This is a genomic window from Pseudomonas sp. MF6755 (genome assembly GCF_016405635.1).
Lineage (GTDB): Bacteria > Pseudomonadota > Gammaproteobacteria > Pseudomonadales > Pseudomonadaceae > Aquipseudomonas > Aquipseudomonas haemolytica.
Map to the genome: position 1 here is coordinate 77076 of NZ_JAEKDA010000001.1, position 21230 is coordinate 98305.

The following is a 21230-nucleotide window of genomic DNA, read 5'->3' on the forward strand; positions in this document are numbered from 1 at the left end:
CAAGAGGAACACCATCATGGATATGAACCTGCTCCACGACGTCACCTTCTATGTGATGTATGCCGCGATGGCCATCGCGATCTTCATCGCCATCGAACGCGGTATCTACTTCGCCTACGTGCGCCGCCAGGCCCGCGCGCTGACCGAGGTGCTGGGTGCTCATGTGCACAGTGAGCGCGACCTGCCGCAAAGCCTGAGCCGTCGCCACAGCCTGCCGCTGAACATGGTGCTGCCGGTACTGGCGCAGAAAGCCTCCAACGGTTCGCGCAAAGACCTCGACGACGAAATCGAAACCCAGTACCTGAAGACTCGCGCCCCGCTGGCCCGCAGCCTGTGGATCATCGAGACCATCACCACCGCCGCCCCGTTGCTCGGCCTGCTGGGTACCATTCTGGGCATCATCGACACCTTCAAGGCATTGGCCACGGCGGGTGTTTCCGACCCGGGGCAGATTTCCGGTGGTATCGGCACGGCCTTGTTTGCCACCGGTTTAGGTATCGCCATCGCGCTGTTCTGCGTGGTGTTCCACAACTTCTTCCAGGACAGCCTGGAACGCATCAACGACCAGTTGAAGATCCTGCTGATCCGCGCAGCCACCGGCGCCCGCGTACAAGGTGAAGTGCCACACCTGGTGCCGACCCCGTTGCACAGCCGCACGGCATGACCCGATGGGCGGGCGCGCCATGCGCCCGCCCCTTCTTTCTGTCCGATGAGACGCCTATGTCCCTTTCGATAAAGTTGCGTATCGCCGGCCTCGCCGGCTTGCTCCTCAGTCCGCTTGCCCAGGCGGACTTTTCCATTCCGGGGTTTGAACTGGTGCATACCGTGCCGGTGGACACCACCCTGGGCACTGCCGATTTGCGCCAGACCGGCGCCGTCTGGATCGAGTTGTTCGACGGCGCGAAAGACAGTATTGATATCGGCCAGTTCTACGCCGTCGACCATCCCGGCTCGGTGATGGACACGGTCATCGACCACCTTGAGGCTGCCGGCAAGCGCGGTGTGAAGATTCGTTTCCTGCTGGAAGAAAAAGGTATCAGGTTATCCGAAGCATCCACGTTGGAACGCCTGCGCGCGATACCTAACCTGACCTTTCGGGTGCTGCCCTACGCGCAACTGAGCGGCGGCATCATCCACGCCAAATACATGCTGGTAGATGGCAAGCAGGCGTTTATCGGCAGCCAGAATTTCGACTGGCGCTCCCTGGAACATATCCACGAAACCGGGCTGCGTATCACGGACGCAGCGGTCGTGGGCCAGGTGCAGGCGATCTTCGATCAAGATTGGCACGCCCAGGCCGCACTCGCCGATAAGCAGCCGGTACCGCTGCCGGCCGCCGGCGAGGAGCCCGTGCGTACCGGCAACTACCTGGTGGCCAGCCCGCAACGCTACAACCCGCCAGGCGTGGGCGACTCACAGCTGGAGCTGCCACGCCTGCTGGGCGAAGCCAAAAAAGAAGTGCGCGTGCAATTGCTCGACTACGCGCCACTGTCCTACGGCCCGGATCGAACCCGGCCGTACTACGCAGTGATCGACAACGCCGTGCGCGCCGCCGCTGCCCGCGGTGTATCGATCAAGCTGATGGTGTCCAACTGGAACACCGACAAGCTCGAACTGCCCTACCTCAAGAGCCTGGCAGTGTTGCCCAACGTCGAGATCAAGATCGTCACCCTGCCCGAGGCCAAACAAGGGTTTATCCCCTATGCGCGGGTGATCCACAGCAAGACCATGGAGATCGACGGGCAGGTGGCGTGGGTCGGCACCAGCAACTGGTTGGGTGGCTACCTGGATAATTCGCGCAACCTGGAGGTGGTGATGCGCAGTGAAGAGATGGCCAGGCGTGTGGGAGAGCTGCATGAACAGTTGTGGGAAGGGCCCTACGCTAGAGCCTTGAGCCTGACTGATGAGTACCCCGCGCCCCATCCTGGCCAGCATTGACCTTGGGCACCTGAGTAATGGTAGTGTGTGAGAATGTTTCTGCCTTATCTGTCAGAAATACCCTACTCACTACCTGCAAAGGAATGCCTCTCACCATGCACTTTCCACTGAAAAAACTGGTGGCTGCCACCCTGTTCGCTGCCAGCCTTGCGGCCGTTACCACACCTGCGTTCGCCAACATCAGCGCCGAACAAAGCACGGCGATCCTGAAGAGCTTCGGCGACACATCGGTCACCGATTTCCGCGGTTTCCTGGGCACCCTGGCCAAGGGCGAACTGGGCAAGAGCAGTGACGTCGGCCCGGCCATCAGTGCCTTTCTCGATAACAACACCCTGAGCGCCGAACAGCAGAACGAAATCAACCGCCTGCTCGGCATTTATACCCGGGTGAAGTATGGCAAGGCGGCCCTCGAAACCCTGCGCGAACTGGTGGAGATTCCGACGTTCAACGTAGACGGCCTGCCACAGTACAAAAACCCGGAATTCCTCAAGATCGCCGAGAAGATCCAGGCCCTGGCCAAGAGCTTCAACCTGAACTTCCGTAACGTCGATAACCGTATCTACGAAATCTCCCTGGAAGGCAGCGGTGATGAAGTCGTGGGTGTGCATGCCCACGCCGATGTGGTGCCGGTGACGCCGGAAAATTGGGTGCTGCAAGATGGCACCAAGCTTGACCCGTTCAAGGTCACGCTGATCGGCGACCGCATGTATGGCCGTGGCACCGAGGATGACAAGAACGGCATCGTTGTGGCGATGTACGCCATGAAGGTAATCAAGGAAGAAAAGCTGCCACTGGCGCGCACGTTCAAGCTGCTGGTGGACACCACCGAAGAAACCGCTGGTGACGCTATTCCTTACTATTTCGAACGCAATCCCGTGCCGCAATACAACCTGGCGCTGGATGGCGGTTACCCAGTAGTGATCGCCGAGAAAGGCTCAGGCACGGTCATGGCCACCTTCCCGGTGCGCAAGGGCGAAGGCAACGGCGCGGAAATCATCGCGATGACCGGCGGCAAAGCCACCAACCAGATTCCGTCGGTTTCGGTTGCCACGCTGGTCAGCGATAAACCCGCTGAATTAGCGGCCAGCCTGCAACAGGCCGGAGCTGACTATGCCAAGCGCAATGGCGGCAATTTCCAGGTGACCGCCAAGGTCGATGGCAAAGACGTCAAGCTCACTGTCACCGGCGTATCCGCCCACTCTTCCGAGCCAGAAACCGGGGTCAACCCGGTGGCACGCATGCTGGAGTTGATCCACAGCGTCGATGGCAACATCGCTCTCAAGCACAACCACATCACCGACGCCGCCCGTTATGCGGCGGACAACTGGGGCCTGGATTACCTGGGCGGCAAATTGGCCGTGGGCTTCGCCGATGATTTCATGGGGCCACTCACCACCTCGCCGACCTTTGTCGGCCTGGATGACAAAGCTTTCAAGCTGGCGGTCAACCTGCGTGCGCCGAAGGGCAAATCACCGGAGAAGCTCAAAGCCGAAATCGCCGAGAAGTTGAACGCCTGGGACAAGCGCACCCAGGTCAAGGTGGACTTCACCTACTCGCTGGATACGCCGATGTACCGCAACCCTGAAGGTGAATGGGTCAAAGCCTTGCTGGCGGTGGCCACGGAAAACCTGGGCATGCCACACACGTTCGGCACCTCGGCCGGCGCGACCTCCGTGCATGACCTGCCCAATGGTGTGCAGTTTGGCCTGGCACGACCTGAAGAAAAGTACACCGGGCACACCGACGGTGAGTTCAAGACGGTTGAGCAGTTTTTGCTGGACCTGCAGATTGTCACTGAAATGATGAGCCGTGTCGGGCAATTGCCGAAGCTCTGACGCCCTCTTTGGCCACTCAGTTTATGTCCACACAACAACGCCGCTCATGACTGAGCGGCGTTGTTGTTTGTGGAAGTCTCGCGTAGGAAATTTCTCTTTCAACATCATGCACGCGTTTCTGCGGTAAAAACCTCCATCGGGCCCTTTTGCCGGGGCGGCGTAGTGCTAGTTTCAAGGGGTCGATCACCAACTGCCTGTCCAGGGCAGGAGTGCCACCCATGAACGCATTGCTTAAACGAATGCTCACGATCACGTTGATCGTCACCAGCCTTTCGACACTCGCACCGGCAGCGCACGCCAACCTTTCCCCGGCACAGAGCACGGCCATTCTCACAGCATTCAGCAAGACCTCTGTCACGGACTTCCGACAATTCCTGACGCTCCTCAAGCAGAACAACCAGGCCGAGGGTGACGATCTGGGCCTGACCATCAGCGCCTTTCTTGTCGGCAAGCCCCTTTCCATGGAACAGCAAAACCAGGTGCATCGTCTGCTGGGCCTGTATGCGCGGCTCAAGTATGGCAGCGCAGCCATCGAAACCCTGGGCGATCTGGTAGCCATCCCGACCTTCCACGTGGAAGGCGTACCCGCCCACAAAAACCCCGAACTCGTGCGCTTCGCCAACGCGCTCAAAGACCTTGCCCAGGCTTTCAACCTGGAGTTTCGCAACATCGACAACCGTGTGTATGAAGTATCCCTGGGCACTGGTAAAGAAGTCGTGGGCATTCACGCCCATGCCGACGTGGTGCCTGCCATCCTGCAGAACTGGCTATACGACCCGTTCAAGGTGACCCAGATCGGTAACCGCCTGTACGGTCGCGGCACGGAGAATGACAAGAACGCCATTGTGGTGGCGCTCTATGCCATGAAGGTGATCAAGGAAGAGCGACTGCCCCTGGTCAGAAGTTTCAAACTGCTGGTCAACACCACCGAGGCAAACGCCGACAACTCCCTGGCCTATTATTTCGAACGCTACCCTACGCCCAAGTACAACCTGGCACTGGATGGTGTCTACCCGGTAGTGATTGCCGAGAAAGGCTATGGCACCGTCACCGCCAGTTTTGCCCGGCGCAACGCCCAGGGCACCGGTGCCGAAATCACCTCGATAGCCGGCAGCTTTGCCGTCAACGAAATACCGTTGATGGCGGTTGCCATCCTCGCCGACGAACAGGCTGCGCAATTGGCTGCGCGCCTGCAACGGGCCGGCGACGACTACGCCAAGCGCAATGGCAACAATTTCAGAGTAGCCACCCAGGTCGTGGGCCAGCAGATCAGGCTGACCGTCACCGGCGTGCCCACCCACGCGTTTGAACCCGAGGCAGGCGTGAACCCGGTCGCCAGGCTGCTGGGCTTTATCCATAGCCTGGACGGGCAAATCCCGCTCAAGCGCAACCACATCACTGACGCCGCGCGGTATGCCGCCGACAACTGGGGCCTGGATTATCTGGGTGGCAAGCTGGGGATTGGTTTTTCCGATGCATTCATGGGGCCGCTGACCACCTCCCCGACCGCTATCGAGACCGATGAAAAAACCCTTCATCTGACGGTCAACCTGCGGGTCCCCAAAGGCAAGCCTGCGGCTGCACTGAGTGCCGACATCGCCGCCAGGCTAAGCGCATGGGCCCGGCAGAGCGGCATCACTGCGGCCTTCGACTACGCGATCAGCGAACCGATGTACCGCGCCGCCGAAAGTGAATGGGTCAGGACCTTGCTGGTCGTAGCCAACGAAAACCTGGGTACGCAGCAACCCGTTGGCTCCGACGCAGGCACCACCTCGATCCATAACCTGCCCAATGGCGTGCAGTTCGGTTTGTCCAGGCCCGAGCTCACGTACAGCGGCCATACCAGCCACGAGTTCAAGGCGGTCGACCAGTTTCTGCAGGACCTGCAGATTGTCACCGAAATGATGGGCCGTGTCGGGCAGTTGCCCAAGCTCTGAGCGCAGTGGGAGCCCGCCGCAACGGCGGACTCTTCAGGCTTGCAGCATGAGCATATCTTCAAAAAAACCGCCGACCGGCTCCGTGGGATGGCACAGCTGGATTTCCAGCACCCAGGCCATCTCACTCGGAGGGATTTCCAGCTCCGCCAACACCTTGCTTTCGAACAGCGCATGGGGGAAATCCGCCAGGCGGTGCCCTGCGAGGTTGCGCGCCAGCCTCCAGCCCTTGGACTCGGCGCTCTGCTCGGCGAAGTCATAAAGTTCACGCCCGGTCAGCCCGCGCAGCCAGGCTTCACGGGTTTCGTCGAATACTTCATGCAGGGCTTTTGTACAGGCCAGGTGCAACGGCGAGTCGCCGAACACAAAGGTATCGCCGTAGTCACCTTCGTAGCCATCCCACACCGGGCCCAGGTCAACCACGGCGATGTCCGTGGCGCGCAGCCTGCGCTGGCGGTCAATACCTTCACGGGGTGGGCGCACCGTGTCGGCGCCAAAGCGGATGTAGGTTGGATGCCAGGTGTGGGACGCGCCCATGGCGTGCAGTTGTTCGGCAGCCATATCGAGGGCTTCGCCAGTGGTCATACCGACCTTCAATTGGCTGGCAATCGCCGCCAGGGCGCGGATGGACTGCTCACGCGCGGCCAACATGCCGTCCAACGAGTAACGCGGGCCGACTTTTTCCCAGATCGGGTCCAATGGTTTGGAGGGCGCTCCCCCACTCGAACTGCCACTGGGCACAAAGGCTTCCGCGACAAACCGATGGCCGGGCAAACCCGCGTCAACACATTGCGCACGCGCCTGGCTGATCATCGCGCCGTTACCGCAGGCATACACCTGGGCTGCCTCCCAGTGATGCCCATGGTTCAGCGCAACTTCCTGCACCCGGCCCTCTGAGGCCAGTACCGGGTGCCAGTGAAAACGGGGGTGGTCCAGGACCGTCTTGTCCAGGAACAGGCTGTCGTAAAAATCTGCCGGCTGCGCACCGCCCCAGTACAACGTCACCTCGACCTCGCGTTTCAAGGCGGTCAGCAGAATCGGCTTGATGCCCGCGTAACCAGTGCCCGTGGCAAACAGCACAACAGGCGCACGGTCATCGTCCTGCCAGGTGCAGGCGCCAAAAGGCCCTTCCAGTTGCAACAGGTCGCCAGCCTCAAGACCATCCAGGAAAATCTCGGAAAACAGCCCGCCGCTCACCCTACGGATCTGAAACACCAGGCGCCCATCGCTTTCGGCCGGCAGGTTGGCGATCGAGAAACAACGCGAGTCACCGTCGACCAGGCGGAACTTGAGGTACTGGCCCGCTCGCACCGTCAGCGGCATATCCGGCATCACGACCAGCTCGATGACATCAGGACTGAGCGCGCGCTTGCCCAACACCGTTGCCTCGACAACGAGCGCGGGTGTGTCCAGCGACCAGCCGGGAATTTCCAGACGCATGTCGGAGCAGGCATGGCTCTGGCACAGCAGCATTTCATTGGCTGCCAGCGGGTAGGACGGCGCCGGAGTACCCGGGTCCAATTGCTTGGCACGGTACGCACCGTCGGCCACTACCACCTTGCACGACCCGCATGCTCCACGCCGGCACGAAAACGGCACGTTCAAGCCGCTGGCGAGCATTGCATCAAGCAACAGTTCATCCCCGGCTTCAACGGTTTTCCCCGAGAGGGCGAGCTCGATGACGTGGCGTGTGTTCATAATGACCTCGGGGGTGAGTGAGACCCGATTGTTGCGCTAGACTAGGCCCATTAAAACCTCCAGATTTGGATAATTCAGATGGTCCAGATGCGCAAATGGCGCCCCTTGCTCAAGCTCGATGAAGACTCCCGCCAGGCGTCCTACCGCAAGATTGCCGAGGGGCTGGTCAACGCGATCCTGGAAGGCCGCCTGGCGCCTGGGACGTTGCTGCCGGGTACGCGGGAAATGGCGCAGTTGCTCGACGTCAACCGCAAGACCGTGATCCTGGCCTACGAAGAAGCCATGACCAAAGGCTGGCTGATCAGCGAGCCACGCCGGGGCACCTTCGTCAATGCACAACTGGCGCCCAAGCCCACGCCCAGTAGTGCGCAACCGTCTTTCGCACCGCAGTTGCTGGAGCAGCCAGTGGTGCCGTATTTCACCCACAACGCCCAGGTAGTCGCCCTGCAGCGTCGGCACGGCGCGCTGTTTTTCGACAACGGCACCAGCGACCACCGCTTGCTGCCCCAGGCCGTTTTGCATCGCTACTATCGCCATGCACTGCGCAACAGCTTTGCCTCCAACACGGTGCGCTACGGCAGTGAGGGCACCGGCTATCATTTGCGCTGCGCCCTGGCCGAGATGCTGCGCAATAACCGCGGGCTAACAGTGAATGCCGAGAATATCTGCCTGACCCAAGGCACCCAGATGTCGCTGTACCTGAGCGCCAGCCTGCTCCTCAAGCCCGGCGATGTGGTGTTGGTGGAGCGTTTGAGTTACCCGCCGGCGTGGGAAATTTTTCGAAAACTCGGCGCGCAATTGGTCACGGTCGACATCGATGATGAAGGTTGCCGCACCGACCAGATCGACCGTTTATGCCGCGAGCATAACGTGCGCATGATCTACCTCACGCCGCACCATCAGTTCCCCACCACCGTGAGCTTGCACGCCGCACGCCGACAACACTTGCTGGCGCTGGCCGCTCAACATGACTTTTGCGTGATCGAGGAAGACTACGATCACGAATATCACTTCAGCGGCCGCCCTTACCTGCCGCTGGCCAGTGACCGCGCCCAGCGCCATGTGATCTACATCGGCTCGTTATCCAAGGTGCTGGGCTCAACGTTTCGTTGCAGTTACATCGTGGCGCCCACCCACGTGATTGAAGCCCTGCAGCGCAATGCCGCGCTGATGCTGGGCGATGCCGATGCGGTAGCACAGGCCATGCTGGCCGACTTGATCAATGACGGTGAGTTGAAAAAGCACCTGCGCCGCGTCTCGAAAGAATACCTGGCGCGCCGAACCGTGCTGCGTGATTGCCTGGACACGGCGTTCGGCGCTCGCATACAGGTGCGGGAGCCGGAGGGTGGCTTGGCGCTCTGGGTGCGATTCGAGGAGAAAATGGACGTGGATCGCTTGGTGGACACTGCCCTAGACCATGGGCTGGTGGTTCGCAGCGGTCGTCAGTTTTCACCCAACGACCGGCCGGAAAATGCGCTGCGCCTGGGCTTTGCCTCCCTGGACCGGGATGAAATCCAGCAAGCCACACAGCGCTTGGCCCAGGCGATGAAAGCCATGGGCACGCGGTGAAGCGACTTACCCCGCGGCCCCCAGGAACGGCAGCGCCAAGTACAACTTGATCACCACCGCATTGGCGATATCGATGAAGAACGCCCCGACCATCGGTACCACCAGGAACGCAATCTGCGACGGCCCGAAGCGCTGGGTTACTGCCTGCATATTGGCAATTGCGGTAGGCGTGGCGCCAAGCCCGAAGCCGCAGTGACCAGCCGCCAGCACCGCCGCATCGTAGTTACGGCCCATCACCCTGAACGTCACGAATATCGCGAACAACGCCATCAACAGCGCCTGCGCGGCCAACAGGATGACAATTGGCAAGGCCAGTGCTGCCAGGTCCCAGAGCTTGAGTGACATCAACGCAATCGCCAGGAACAACGACAAACTGACATTGCCCAGCACCGACACTTCGCGCTCGAACACCTGATGCCAGCCGAGCATCGACAGGCCGTTGCGCAGTACCACCCCCACGAACAATACGCAGACGAAGGTCGGCAATTCGAAGGCGGTGCCTTGAATGGCACCATTCAACAAGGTGCCGGCCTTCAGGCTGATCGCCACCAGCGCGAGGGTTTCGATAAACGAAAACGCCGTGATCAGGCGCTCCTGGTTGGGTTGCTCGAACCCCTTGGGCAGGCGCGGCTGCGCTTGCCCGACACCTGGCACCTCGACCCGCTTGATCAGCAGACGCGCAACGGGGCCGCCAATCAAGCCACCGAGCACCAGACCAAACGTCGCCGAGGCAATCGCCAATTCTGACGCAGACGCCACGCCATATTGTTCACTGAACACAGCCCCCCAGGCCGCCCCCGTGCCATGCCCACCGGACAACGTCACCGAGCCGGCCAGCAAGCCCATCAACGGGTCGAGCCCCAGCGCCGTGGCCAGTGCGATCCCCATGGCGTTTTGCACCACCAGCAGCGCAGTCACCACCAGCAAGAACACGGCCAATAATCGCCCGCCTTTCTTCAGGCTGGCAAAGTCTGCGTTCAGGCCGATAGTGGCGAAAAACGCCAACATGAGCGGCATCTGCAAAGAGGGGTCGAAGCGCACTTCGATACCGGCAAACAAGCGCAATGCCAGGAGCAGCAAGGCCACCAACAGACCACCGGCGACCGGTTCCGGAATATTGTAAGTACGCAAAAAGCCAATGCGAGCCACCAGCCAGCGCCCCAGCAATAACACCAACGAGGCGGCAACCAACGTTGAATAAAAATCGAGTTGAAGCATCTGGGCAGTTCTCTGAAGTGAGCTAGGAGAATGGGCGACCAGAGTAGAGGTCACGACAGTGAAAGGCACCCACCCCACAAAAAGTACAGACTATCCCTACACGCTTTACAACAATGCCCTACGACCAAGTTGCACTTTTCATAAAAAACCTACACCTGAGGCTAGCCACGATGCCTTCGCAACAGGGGCCAGTTGGACGCGAGCGCTCCGGGCTCATCTCGCCCCTCGCCCCGTACCAGATCGGGGAACTCAAGCAACAATGCGCGGTTGCCCCGGCCGATATGCTCCATCACTGCCAGGGTAATGTTTTCACGCACCATGCCCGTCGAGACGTAATACATCGCCCAGGCTTGCTCTGGCGTACAGAGGCCGATCTGCTCTTCAATCTCTTTGTACGCTTTGTAGTCGTCTGACTCCAAATAGCACTGATCACCGCCTTGGCGCATGCTGTCTCCCTCCCTGGCCCCCAGCCCCTTGGTCAGCCGGTCAATAGTTCTCCCATCACGTACCACTCTTGACCTTGGTCCAGACACGGGTGCGGATACGCTCTGCCTTCAGTGGCAAGGGCTCGAGTGGAACCAATGTGGCCATGGTCTTTTTATCGGGGTAAATCCACGGGTTATCCCGCAACTTCTGCTCGACAAACTCAGTGGCATCTTTATTAGCATTGGGGTAGAGCATGTAGTTCGACGTCTTGGCAATCACCTGTGGCCGCAGCATGTAATTAATGAATTCCAGGGCGGCCTTGGGGTGACGGGCATCTTTGAGCAGCACCCAGTTTTCAGACCAGACCAATGCACCTTCCCGAGGCAGGCTGTAGGCAATCTTGCGCCCGCTGTTGGACTTTTCATTGATCGCCTGCGCCGCCAGGGCACCATTGGCCCACCCTACGACTGCACAGATATTGCCGTCTGCCAGGTCGGTATCAATTCTTGACGAGTCGAAATAGAGCACGTAAGGACGGATTTTCAACAACAGGGCCTGGGCCTTCAGGTAATCCTCAGGGTTTGTGCTGTTGCTGGGTAACCCGAGGTAGTGCAAGGCAATCGAAAGGATCTCACTGGGCGAGTCGAGCATTGCCACACCGCACGCCTTGAGCTTGCTGATGTTCTCTTCCTTGAAGATCAGGTCCCAGCTGTCCACCGGGGCATTCTCACCCAGTGCCGCCTTGACCTTGTCCACATCGTAGCCAATGCCAGTGGTGCCCCATACATAGGGCACGGCGTAGCGATTACCGGGATCATTGACCGCCAGCAGGGCGAGAATATCGGGATCGATATGCGACAAGTTGCTCAATTGCGAACGATCCAGCGGCTGCAACACCCCAGCCTTGATCAGGCCGGGCAGTACATCGGAGGTGGCCACCACCAGGTCATATCCGGTGCGCCCGGCCATGACCTTGCTCTGCATGATTTCAGCACTGTCGAAGGCATCCATGTGCAGCTTGATGCCGGTTTCCTGCTGGAATTCCTTCGGGGTCTGCGGTTCAAGAAACCAGAACCAGTTATACAGATACACCGAGGCTTGAGCGGCGGCGGCTGGCGTACTGATAGCTGCGCCAAGCAGCGAGGCTAAAAAAATAGCTCGCAAGTGTGATCTACTCATATGACTATCCCTGTCCACACGACGCGCCATCATGGCTATCGTAAGCTCGGGGTGAATATACCGGGCGTGGTCGAATAGTAAATACCTACAAATACTTAGCTCTGGCCTGCCAATCGCTAACCCTAAAGGGGTAGAACATGTCGCTTGACCTTCATAGTCTGGCTTGGCATCGATCAGTTGGAAAGCTGATCATGCAGCTCAATCGGCCAGAATTCTGGAGCTCATTGATTCGCGTATTAAATGAATATGTGCCAATAGACAATTGGGTGGTATTGGTTTTCAGCGATGACGCCGTGCGCGTGATCAGCCTGCCCGAGGTGGCGGACAGCGAAGAAGTCGACGCCTTTATTCATCGGTATGTGAAAGGTCTTTATCTGCTGGACCCGTTTTATATCGCTGATCGAGAAAACCCGCAGAGCGGCTTCTTCCATCTGCTCGATATTGCGCCGGAACACTTTCTTGAAACCGAGTACTACCATCAGTATTTCGCGCAATTTATCTCGGTAGACGAGGCGCAATACAACGTACGGCTCGATGCCGACAGAACGCTGTGCATGTCGTTTGGCAGTAATATGCGGTTCACACAGGCGCAGGTAACGATGCTGGACATGATCAAGCCGTGGGTGACGGCGATGATGCATCAACGCATGTGCTTTGAAATTGACCAGGAAAAGAACATCGCCGAGCCGGCCCCCTGGGCGCAAGCGCTTACCCAGTTGGAAGCACAAGTAACGGCCCGCGAGAAGGATGTGCTCAAGTTACTGCTCAGCGGCTTTTCCAACAAGGAGATCGCCGGCAAGCTGTCGCTGTCTGCGGAAACCATCAAAGTCCACCGCCGCAACATCTACAGCAAGCTGAATATCAAATCACAGTCCGAACTGTTTGCCCGGTTTTTTGTGCCAAGGCAGGAGGCTCATTCGACAATTTGAATTGGCCGGTAAGCAGCCGAGGTAAATCCAGCACACACAAAAACGCCGATCATCACTGATCGGCGTTTTTGTTAAATATGGAGCGGGAAACGAGACTCGAACTCGCGACCCCGACCTTGGCAAGGTCGTGCTCTACCAACTGAGCTATTCCCGCAAATGGCGTCCCCTAGGGGACTCGAACCCCTGTTACCGCCGTGAAAGGGCGGTGTCCTAGGCCACTAGACGAAGGGGACACACAACTGAAACACATGGTGTGTATTTCAGTGTCCAGAGATTAAATCCTAAGATTATGCCCTGGTTTCACTCAATGCCGCCCGAAGGCCACACTGCTTGTAAATTGGAGCGGGAAACGAGACTCGAACTCGCGACCCCGACCTTGGCAAGGTCGTGCTCTACCAACTGAGCTATTCCCGCATATGGCGTCCCCTAGGGGACTCGAACCCCTGTTACCGCCGTGAAAGGGCGGTGTCCTAGGCCACTAGACGAAGGGGACACACGTACAACATTCACTCCCTACCGCGTTTCGCTGTGTGCTTTACGCTGTAAGTGGCGCGCATTCTATGGATGGATTGAAAGGTCGTCAACCCCCAAGGATAAATTTATTTAAATCAATGACTTCGCCATGGTTTGCCGGCCTTCGCAGGCATTGTCACCGTCCGAGCCTTGGCGCCTATATTCTGGCGCCCGCCAAGGCGTTATAGTTCACCCGGGCAAATGATGGCAATGTGCATCCATGCAGGGCACGCCTACCTATATAGAAGAAACTACCTGGGCAACTGGTCGATCACTCCTATCCGCCGGATGACCCAGTCACTACACTCCACAGCAAACCCTAATAAAGAGGTCACACCGGTGACGCCACTCATGATCACCCTGCTGGTAGTAGCCGGGATCGTAATACTGATCGCCATTGGCTACATGAACCACGTGGTGGAAAACAACAAGCTGGAAAAGAAACGCACCGAAATCGAGCTGAACGATCGGCTGCGTCGCTGCGGTGAAATCACCGAGACCTTTCCCGGCCAACTGATGACCCCAGCGCTCAAGTTGTTGCTGACTCGCCTGGAACTGAACGTCAACCAGCGCCTGTTGAGCCTCCACAAGTCGAGCTCGCCTCTCAAGGCACGTATCACTGAGCTCAATGCACTGATCGCCCAGGGCGAATCGATCCCTGTGGCCAATCCACCCGCACCGATCCAGACTGAAGCCAAGGCCAAGGACGTGCGTTTCCTGCTCGAAGCCCTGCACGGCCAAGTCACCCGCGCAGCCCAGGACGGCTTCCTGCCCACCAATGAGGCCAAGCATTGGATCAAGGAGATCCGGCATATCCTGGTTCTGTTGCACATCGAGTTCTTCAACAATCTCGGTCAGCATGCCCTGCAGCAAAACCAACCCGGCCAGGCGCGCCTGGCGTTCGAGCGCGGTGTGCAGTACTTGCGCAAACAACCGGAGCCGGTGCTCTACAGCGCGCAGTTGCAACTGCTGGAGTCACAACTGGCCCGCGCCAACTCCACGGTGCTGACCAACAGCAAGCCCGCCGACGAAGAAGTCAACGAATTGACCGAAGGCCTGAAGGTCGTCGATGCTGATGCCGAGTGGAAAAAGAAAGCTATCTACGACTGATAGCTGTGCCTGTGGCGAGAGAACGTATTCCCGTGCTCCGATGATATTGGGTCTGCTACGCAGCCCAGCGGGAGCAAGCTCCCTCGCCACAGTTAGCTCGCGCCATCACTTTGCATCTATCCCCCCGCCCCCGACTAGCGTAAAAAAGTGCCCCTCACTCCGTGAAGTTAGAGGCCTGCTATGCCTGTTGCCGTGATTGATGGACAACCGCTGCACTATATCGACCAGGGTACTGGCCCGGTCGTCCTGCTGGGTTCCAGTTACCTGTGGACCAGCGACATGTGGACGCCGCAGATTGAAGCGCTGTCCCAGCAATACCGGGTGATCGTCCCCGAGCTGTGGGGCCATGGCGAGTCGGGCCCGCTGCCCGCGCCCACCCAGTCGCTGGATGACCTGGCCCGCCAGGCCCTGGCGCTGCTGGATCAACTGGACATCAAGCAGGTCAACCTGGTGGGCCTGTCGGTCGGCGGCATGTGGGGCGCACGTCTGGCATTGGCGGCCCCCGAGCGCATCAACAGCGTGGTGCTGATGGACACCTACCTTGGTGCCGAACCCGAAGAGACGCGCCAATACTATTTCTCGCTTTTCAAGATGATTGAAGACGCTGGCGCCATTCCTGAACCGTTGCTGGATGTGATCGCACCAATCTTCTTCCGCCCGGGCATAGATCACGAGTCGGCGCTGTACCAGGATTTCCGCAAGTCCCTGCAAAGCTATTCCAAGAAGCAACTGCTAGAAAGCATCGTGCCTCTGGGCCGCTTGATCTTCAGCCGCGAAGACATCCTGACGCAACTGCCAGACCTGGATTCGGACACCACCTTGGTGATGTGCGGCGAGCAGGACAAACCCCGGCCACCCGCCGAGTCCGAGGAAATGGCCGAGCTGATTGGTTGCAGCCTGATCCTGATTCCTGACGCCGGGCATATCTCCAGCCGGGAGAACCCGGACTTCGTCAATGAGGCGCTGCTCACATTCCTCGCCAACCACGCTTGATCGCCCTGCCCTTTTGATCGCAGCACCTAGGCTGCGATCAAGGGACTGCGATCAAAGGCGAAAATGCCCCACCATGCCCTTGAGTTCCACGCCCAACTGCGCCAACTGGATGCTCGATGCGGCATTGTTTTGCATGCTCAACGCCGAATGATCGGCACTCGCACGGATACTGGTGACACTGCGGTTGATCTCTTCGGCCACCGAGCTTTGCTCCTCGGCGGCGGCGGCAATCTGTTGGTTCATCTGCTGGATCAATGACACGGCCGCCGCAATGCTGCCCAGGGCACTTTCGGTTTCCAGGGCATCACTGACCGCCAGCTTCACCAGATCGCCACTGTGCTGGATCTGCTGCACCGACGACTGCGCCGCGCTGCGCAAAGTACTGACCAGCCGTTCGATCTCTTCGGTCGATTGCCGGGTGCGCTTGGCCAGTGCCCGTACCTCATCGGCCACCACCGCGAAGCCACGGCCCTGCTCGCCGGCACGTGCCGCTTCAATGGCGGCGTTCAAGGCCAGCAGGTTGGTCTGTTCGGCCACACTGTTGATCACGTTCAATACGGTGCCGATATTCTGGATTTGCGCGCTGAGGCTCTCGATACTGGCGCTGGCGCTGCTGCTCGACGTTGCCAACAATTCGATACGTTGCAAACTCATGCGCACCACCTGCTGGCCGCTGTCGACCTTGTCATCTGCCGTCTGCGCGGCTTGAGCCGCTTGCTCGGCATTGCGCGCCACATCGTGCACCGTGGCGGTCATCTGATTCATCGCCGTGGCGACCTGTTCGGTTTCCTCCTTCTGGCTGCTGACCTCGAGGTTGGTCTGCTCGGTGACGCTGGACAGCGAATGCGCGGAGCTGGCCAGTTGTTCGATACCCGCCTGCAAGCCGCTGACCATCTGGCTCAAACCACTGCCCATCTGCTGCATCGCTTGCATCAATTGGCCGATTTCATCACGACGGCGGACCTCCATGCGCCCGCTCAAATCCCCCGCGGCAATTTGCCGGGCTACGGCGATCACACTGCGCAACGGGGCAACGATCAACCGGGTGATCACCCACGCAGCGATCAAACCCACCAGTAAAGCCAGGGCGGATGAACCGATGATCAGCATCGCACTTTGGTGCAACTGCGCCTGCATGGAACGGTCTTCGGCGGCGTACGCCTGGTTGACCTGGCTGACCACTTGTTCGGCCCGGTCATGCAGTTGCGTGTAGACGACTTTTTCCTGGGCCAGCAGCCCGGTGTACTCGCCGAGCTTTTCACTGAACGAAGCGATATGCCCGGACACTTCGTTGAGAACGGTCTGGTAGCCGGGGTCTTTGACAATAACCTTGAGCTTCTCGACTTCAGCCAGCGCCTGGTCGGCTTGCTCGATCTTGCCCTGCTCAGCGCCGTCTGCGTCTGCCTTGCGGCTCTGGTCCAGGCGCACGCGTGCCTCGTTCATGGCTTGCAGCATCAAGCGCGACACCTGGCTGACCTGCCCCGCCTGCTCGATAAACTCCGCGCCTTCCTTGCCTTGGCTTTCCTTGAGGCCATAGGTGCCGTCATCCGCCAGGCCGGCTTGCAACACATCCAGGTTATTCGCCACGCTGGACACCGACCAACTGGCCATTTCCAGCGCCAGGTCCTTGGCCTGGGTCAATTCGACGAACTCATCGAACGCCTTGCGATAAGCAACCAAGGCTTGCTCGACATCGCTCATCACCCGCTCGTTGGCGGCAGACCGTGCCTTGAGGCGGGTGGCCTGGGCCACCAGCGCGTCGACACTGGCATGCAGGGCGTCAACGGCCTTGGGGTCGGCGTGCAGTGCGTAATCCTGTTCGATCAAGCGTACCTCGAGCAAGCCGCTGTTGAGCGAAGACATCTGCTTGAGGCCTTCAAACCGCTGGCCGACGGTTTGCAGGGACCACACACCTATTGCCGCCACCAGTGCAGTCAGCAGAAGCACCAGGGTAAAACCCAAGCCCAGTTTTTTTGCCATACCGAGGTTGGCGAAACGTCGTTGCACGCCCGAAATCATTGCACTTGAATCCTCTTGCAATGGCATATGCCATGAGCCAGGTTTACAAGCACCGAGATTGGCAACCCCAAGGCATTGAGCACAAGCCGCTGGCGCCGGAATAATGGCAAAAAGCTACATTGGCGTCGTTTTCAGAATGGTTGAGGTCGATCTGGCAGGTCCCATGGCACGGAACAACGCCAATGCCCGCTGATCAGCCGCATAGGCCACATTGATACGCAGCCACTCGCTGTACTCACCGTTGGGGCTGAACAACGCCCCGGGCGACAGCAGGACGCCTAGCCGTCGAGCACATGCCTGCAGCCGCGAAGGGTCTGCCAGGCCAGGTCGCACCCACAGGAACATGCCGCCAGCAGGTACGGCAAATACCTGCCAGTCTTCATCCTCCAAGACTTGCAAAGTCGCGGCCATCTGCGTACTCAGGCGCTTGCGCAGGCGCTGTACCCACTTACGATAAGTACCGTTGCTCAACAAGGTGGCCACCATGGCTTCGGCAAAGCGCGAGGTACCGATCCCTGTCAGGGTCTTGAGATGGGCCACTTGCGCAATGATCGCCGCACTGGCGCAGAGGTAACCCACGCGCAGAGCACTGCTCAGGGTCTTGGAAAAACTCGAGACATAGATCACCCGATCATCATGGGCCAGCGCCGCCAAGCGTGTGCAACTGGCATGTTGCAGGTCGCCGTAGACATCTTCTTCGATGATCAGGAAGTCTCGGTCGCGCGCCAGTTCCAACAAACGTTCCGCCACGGTACGGCACAGGCTGGTGCCGGTGGGGTTGTGATACAGGCTGTTGATGAACAGGCACTTGGGGCGGTGGGTTTGCAGCAGCAGTTCCAATGCGGGGATATCCGGGCCTCCTCGGGTGCGTGGCACCTCCAGCAGCGTGACGCCCTGAAAGGCCAATTGACGATAGAGGTTGCCGTAACCCGGCGTCTCGACCACCACCTCATCACCGGCCTTGAGCAATGTGCGTATCAGCAGGTCCTGGGCATGGCTGGCGCCATGGGTAGTGAGGATACGATCCAGGCTGGTAGCCACATGAATCCGGGTCAGGCGCCTGAGCAGTTGCGCGCGCAACGCCGGCAGCCCCAGGGGCGTGCTGTAGTTGAACAGGCCGCCGGTATCGGTGCGGCTGGTTTCGCGGATCGCGTAACTGATGTCATCGCTTTCGCGCCAGGCGTCCGGTAACCAGCCACACCCCAGTTTCAGCTCGCCCAGGGGACTATCGGTGAAAGCGCCCCATCCCTGTTCCGCACCTTCATACCAGTGCTGTTCGTGGCCAGTGGCTGGTTGCGCCACCATGAACCCCGAGCCGTGCTTGGAAGCCAGCAGCCCCTGGGCCACCAACCGTTCGAATGCCTCGATCACGCTGGACTGGCTGAGCAGGTTGTCGAGGGCCAATTGCCGTATGGACGGCAAGCGTGTCCCGGGGCTCACCTCATTCTTGCGAATCCATTCCGCCACCGCGCTGACGATCTGCTGAACCACCGGTACCGGGGCTTGTCGATCGATCCCTAAATCCATGAGCCACTCACTTCAACTGTCTGTTAACCCAAAACAGTTAAGCACAGAAGCTCGGCAAAATTTGCCGCCGATATTTATTAAAGTATTGATTTTATTGAGTTATTTACCTACTGATACATATTCGGCCGCGGCAGTCTGCCAGCTATGGAAACGCCCCACACCGCCCCGGGCCCTTTCGAACGGGGCACGGCGCGCAGTCCTAGATGGCTGTTGCACCACCGTCCACCGCCAAGGCCTGGCCGGTGGTAAAGGCCGCGCCATCACTGCACAGGTACAGCACGGCGCTGGCAATTTCCTCGACCTTGCCAATGCGCCCGACCGGGTGCATGGCCGCAGCAAATTCGGCCTTGCGCGGGTCGACCTCGTAGGCGCGGCGAAACATGTCGGTATCAATGACTGCCGGGCATACCGCATTCACGCGGATGTTCTTTTTTGCGTACTCGATGGCCGCCGACTTGGTCAGGCCGATCACCGCATGCTTGGATGCGGCATAGATGCTCATCTTCGGCGCTGCCCCCAACCCGGCCACCGACGCCGTATTGACAATGGCTCCACGGCCCTGGGCCAACAGCAACGGCAACTGGTACTTCATGCACAACCACACGCCCTTGACGTTAACCCCCATGATGGCGTCGAACTCGTCCACGCTGCCATCGGCCAGCTTGCCCTTCTCGATCTCGATCCCAGCGTTGTTGAAGGCGTAGTCCAGGCGTCCATAGGTGGCAACCGTCTGCGCCATCAATTGCTGCACGTCCGTTTCGAGCGTGACATTGCAACGCACAAACAACGCTTCGCCGCCAGCCTGGCGGATCAGTGCGACAGTGCCCTCGCCACCCGCCACATCGAGGTCGGCGACCACCACCTGCAAGCCTTCGGCAGCGAACGCCAGAGCGGTGGCGCGGCCAATGCCAGCGGCGGCGCCGGTCACCAAGGCAACCTGGCCGGAAAACGTCATGCTCATGGGAAGTCTCCTATGGGAGTAGTTGCAGTGGGGGCGAGTCTAGCCAACCCAGGGAAAGACGCGTCAGCACTATCAGAGGGCCGGTTGGCACTGCATGAATCGCAGTGATAACTCCACCTGGCTGATCATCAGCGATGCCTATTGACGGGCATTCGCCTCCCTCGGACTACCTTGCCCTGCTGCCATTGAAGGTCTATCACTCATGATTCATTTCTATAGAGTCCCTGCCATGACCGCCCAGACCAACCGCCAATTCCTGCTCGCCAAACGCCCGGTCGGCGCGGCCACGCGGGAGACGTTCACCTACCAGGAAGTGCCGGTGGGCACGCCAGCTGACGGCCAGGTGCTGGTGCGCAACGAATACTTGTCACTCGACCCGGCCATGCGTGGCTGGATGAATGAGGGCAAGTCCTACATCCCGCCGGTAGGCATCGGCGAAGTCATGCGCGCCCTGGGCGTAGGTAAAGTGATCGCCTCGAACAACCCGACATTCGCGGTGGGTGATTACGTGAATGGCGCCCTTGGCGTGCAGGATTATTTCCTGGGCGAGCCCCGTGGTTTCTACAAGGTTGACCCCAAGCTTGCGCCCCTGCCCCGCTACCTGTCCGCCCTGGGCATGACCGGCATGACGGCTTACTTCGCTTTGCTGGATACCGGTGCGCCGAAAGCCGGCGACACCGTGGTGATCTCCGGCGCTGCGGGCGCCGTGGGCAGCATCGCCGGGCAGATCGCCAAGATCAAAGGCTGTCGCGTGGTGGGCATTGCCGGAGGCGCCGACAAATGCAAGTTCCTGGTGGATGAACTGGGCTTCGACGCGGCCATCGACTATAAAAACGAAGACGTGCCTGCCGCCCTCAAGCGCGAGTGCCCCAAAGGCGTGGACGTGTATTTCGATAACGTCGGCGGCGACATTCTCGACGCCGTGCTCAGCCGCCTGGCGCTGAAAGCCCGCGTGGTCATTTGCGGCGCCATCAGCCAGTACAACAACAAGGAAGCCGTCAAAGGCCCGGCCAACTATTTGTCATTACTGGTCAATCGCGCGCGGATGGAGGGGTTCGTGGTGATGGACCACGCCGCGAACTTCCCGGCAGCCGGGCAGGAAATGGCCGGCTGGATGGCCCAGGGCAAGCTCAAGAGCAAGGAAGATATTGTCGACGGGCTGGAGACGTTCCCGGAAACGCTGATGAAGCTGTTCAACGGTGAGAACTTTGGGAAGTTGGTTTTAAAAGTCAGCTGACACAGCTTCGATGTGACGCTGTCGCGCAGCAAACTGTTTAGTAAGAGGGGTTCAGCTAACCAGGATGTTGGGGGGAGTGACCGAGTACATATCCGTTATTTAGGTAACGGCCACTTAGGGTTCCGCTCTTACAGCGGCTCACTT

General features: G+C 59.4%; 16 protein-coding genes, 4 tRNA genes and 1 pseudogene. 9 read left to right on the top strand and 12 right to left on the bottom strand.

Going from position 1 to position 21230, the window contains the following annotated elements:
- Positions 1-16: 16 nt before the first annotated feature.
- The 4 genes from JFT66_RS00360 to JFT66_RS00375 all read left to right on the top strand — a co-directional run bounded on the left by JFT66_RS00360 (position 17) and on the right by JFT66_RS00375 (position 5710).
- Positions 17-664 (top strand): MotA/TolQ/ExbB proton channel family protein, encoded by a 648-nt coding sequence (locus JFT66_RS00360; protein WP_034117564.1) that lies wholly within the window; start codon positions 17-19, stop codon positions 662-664.
- 56 nt (positions 665-720) lie between these two features.
- Positions 721-1938 carry a phospholipase D-like domain-containing protein gene (locus JFT66_RS00365; RefSeq protein WP_198858571.1) on the top strand — a complete coding sequence of 406 codons (1218 nt, stop codon included), beginning with the start codon at positions 721-723 and terminating at the stop codon, positions 1936-1938.
- 95 nt (positions 1939-2033) lie between these two features.
- The gene (locus tag JFT66_RS00370; protein WP_034117562.1) at positions 2034-3773 is read left to right on the top strand and encodes a dipeptidase; all 1740 of its coding nucleotides are present in this window, start codon (positions 2034-2036) and stop codon (positions 3771-3773) included.
- Between the two features lie 218 nt (positions 3774-3991).
- A complete protein-coding gene (locus JFT66_RS00375) occupies positions 3992-5710 on the top strand; it encodes a dipeptidase (RefSeq protein ID WP_198858572.1) in 1719 nt (572 codons plus the stop codon).
- A 33-nt stretch (positions 5711-5743) separates the two neighbouring features.
- Here the strand turns inward: JFT66_RS00375 and JFT66_RS00380 are convergent, their stop codons facing one another.
- Positions 5744-7405 carry a M24 family metallopeptidase gene (locus JFT66_RS00380; RefSeq protein WP_198858573.1) on the bottom strand — a complete coding sequence of 554 codons (1662 nt, stop codon included), beginning with the start codon at positions 7403-7405 and terminating at the stop codon, positions 5744-5746.
- A 78-nt stretch (positions 7406-7483) separates the two neighbouring features.
- Here JFT66_RS00380 and pdxR point away from each other — a divergent pair, with 78 nt between their 5' ends.
- Positions 7484-8974 (top strand): MocR-like pyridoxine biosynthesis transcription factor PdxR, encoded by a 1491-nt coding sequence (gene pdxR / locus JFT66_RS00385; protein ID WP_198858574.1) that lies wholly within the window; start codon positions 7484-7486, stop codon positions 8972-8974.
- A 6-nt stretch (positions 8975-8980) separates the two neighbouring features.
- Here the strand turns inward: pdxR and gltS are convergent, their stop codons facing one another.
- The 3 genes from gltS to JFT66_RS00400 form a co-directional block, all read right to left on the bottom strand.
- A complete protein-coding gene (gltS, locus tag JFT66_RS00390; RefSeq protein ID WP_153837835.1) occupies positions 8981-10192 on the bottom strand; it encodes a sodium/glutamate symporter in 1212 nt (403 codons plus the stop codon).
- Between the two features lie 161 nt (positions 10193-10353).
- Positions 10354-10638 (bottom strand): hypothetical protein, encoded by a 285-nt coding sequence (locus JFT66_RS00395; protein WP_034117912.1) that lies wholly within the window; start codon positions 10636-10638, stop codon positions 10354-10356.
- 55 nt (positions 10639-10693) lie between these two features.
- Positions 10694-11797, bottom strand: a complete 1104-nt coding sequence (locus tag JFT66_RS00400; RefSeq protein ID WP_153837834.1) for a polyamine ABC transporter substrate-binding protein — start codon at positions 11795-11797, stop codon at positions 10694-10696.
- A 137-nt stretch (positions 11798-11934) separates the two neighbouring features.
- Here JFT66_RS00400 and JFT66_RS00405 point away from each other — a divergent pair, with 137 nt between their 5' ends.
- Positions 11935-12726, top strand: a complete 792-nt coding sequence (locus JFT66_RS00405) for a helix-turn-helix transcriptional regulator (protein WP_034117556.1) — start codon at positions 11935-11937, stop codon at positions 12724-12726.
- Between the two features lie 78 nt (positions 12727-12804).
- Here JFT66_RS00405 and JFT66_RS00410 read toward each other — a convergent pair.
- The 4 genes from JFT66_RS00410 to JFT66_RS00425 all read right to left on the bottom strand — a co-directional run bounded on the left by JFT66_RS00410 (position 12805) and on the right by JFT66_RS00425 (position 13219).
- Positions 12805-12880 (bottom strand) — tRNA-Gly (locus JFT66_RS00410).
- Positions 12881-12883: 3 nt separating this feature from the next.
- Positions 12884-12959: transfer RNA gene (locus tag JFT66_RS00415), tRNA-Glu, on the bottom strand.
- A 105-nt stretch (positions 12960-13064) separates the two neighbouring features.
- A tRNA-Gly gene (locus JFT66_RS00420) sits at positions 13065-13140 on the bottom strand.
- A gap of 3 nt (positions 13141-13143) precedes the next feature.
- Positions 13144-13219: transfer RNA gene (locus JFT66_RS00425), tRNA-Glu, on the bottom strand.
- Between the two features lie 359 nt (positions 13220-13578).
- Between JFT66_RS00425 and JFT66_RS00430 the strand changes: the two genes are divergently transcribed.
- Both JFT66_RS00430 and JFT66_RS00435 read left to right on the top strand, forming a co-directional pair.
- Entirely contained in the window at positions 13579-14349 is a 771-nt protein-coding gene (locus tag JFT66_RS00430) for a hypothetical protein (protein ID WP_034117555.1), read from the top strand.
- Positions 14350-14529: 180 nt separating this feature from the next.
- A complete protein-coding gene (locus JFT66_RS00435; protein ID WP_198858575.1) occupies positions 14530-15342 on the top strand; it encodes an alpha/beta fold hydrolase in 813 nt (270 codons plus the stop codon).
- Positions 15343-15393: 51 nt separating this feature from the next.
- Here the strand turns inward: JFT66_RS00435 and JFT66_RS30110 are convergent, their stop codons facing one another.
- From JFT66_RS30110 to JFT66_RS00450, 4 genes and pseudogenes are all read right to left on the bottom strand, one after another.
- Positions 15394-16275, bottom strand: coding sequence for a methyl-accepting chemotaxis protein (locus tag JFT66_RS30110; RefSeq protein ID WP_442963592.1), 882 nt, complete (start codon positions 16273-16275; stop codon positions 15394-15396).
- A pseudogene (locus tag JFT66_RS30115) lies at positions 16255-17388 on the bottom strand (HAMP domain-containing protein); the annotation flags it as partial. The pseudogene JFT66_RS30115 and the gene JFT66_RS30110, both read right to left, overlap by 21 nt.
- Positions 17389-17475: 87 nt before the next feature.
- Positions 17476-18888, bottom strand: coding sequence for an aminotransferase-like domain-containing protein (locus JFT66_RS00445; RefSeq protein WP_153837832.1), 1413 nt, complete (start codon positions 18886-18888; stop codon positions 17476-17478).
- 199 nt (positions 18889-19087) lie between these two features.
- The gene (locus tag JFT66_RS00450; protein WP_198858577.1) at positions 19088-19849 is read right to left on the bottom strand and encodes an SDR family oxidoreductase; all 762 of its coding nucleotides are present in this window, start codon (positions 19847-19849) and stop codon (positions 19088-19090) included.
- Positions 19850-20078: 229 nt separating this feature from the next.
- On the opposite strand from JFT66_RS00450, the gene JFT66_RS00455 reads away from it, so the two are divergent.
- Positions 20079-21086 carry an NADP-dependent oxidoreductase gene (locus tag JFT66_RS00455; RefSeq protein WP_153837830.1) on the top strand — a complete coding sequence of 336 codons (1008 nt, stop codon included), beginning with the start codon at positions 20079-20081 and terminating at the stop codon, positions 21084-21086.
- Positions 21087-21230: the final 144 nt, after the last annotated feature.